Here is a 241-nt window from a genome sequence, read left to right as displayed (position 1 = left end):
GCCCGTCGCCCCGCTCTGCATGCGCCTTTCGACACGCGGGTCGCCGATCTGCGCCGTTCCGTTGGCGCGGTGATCATGCCGAGCGACGGCAGGCAGCAGGGCCAGAAGACCCGCCCCGGACGTGGGAAAGGTCGCTCCGGCGCGGCCAACCCGGCCGATGCCGTGACAGGCCCGGTTCGCGGCGACCCGACACCATCCTGCCATCATGCGGCCGATGCGCCCCTGCAGCACGAGGCGCAGT

The 241-nt window shown here is 72.6% G+C and carries 1 protein-coding gene; it reads right to left on the bottom strand.

The window, feature by feature from the left end; genetic code table 11:
* The coding region (locus tag AC0IXR_RS25165; protein ID WP_471762617.1) for a hypothetical protein at positions 1-241 on the bottom strand (241 nt) is incomplete at both ends.

Source organism: Methylobacterium sp. AC832 (assembly GCF_979256025.1).
The sequence above is the reverse complement of the archived record's forward strand: the minus strand, read 5'-3'. Positions and strand labels throughout refer to the sequence as shown.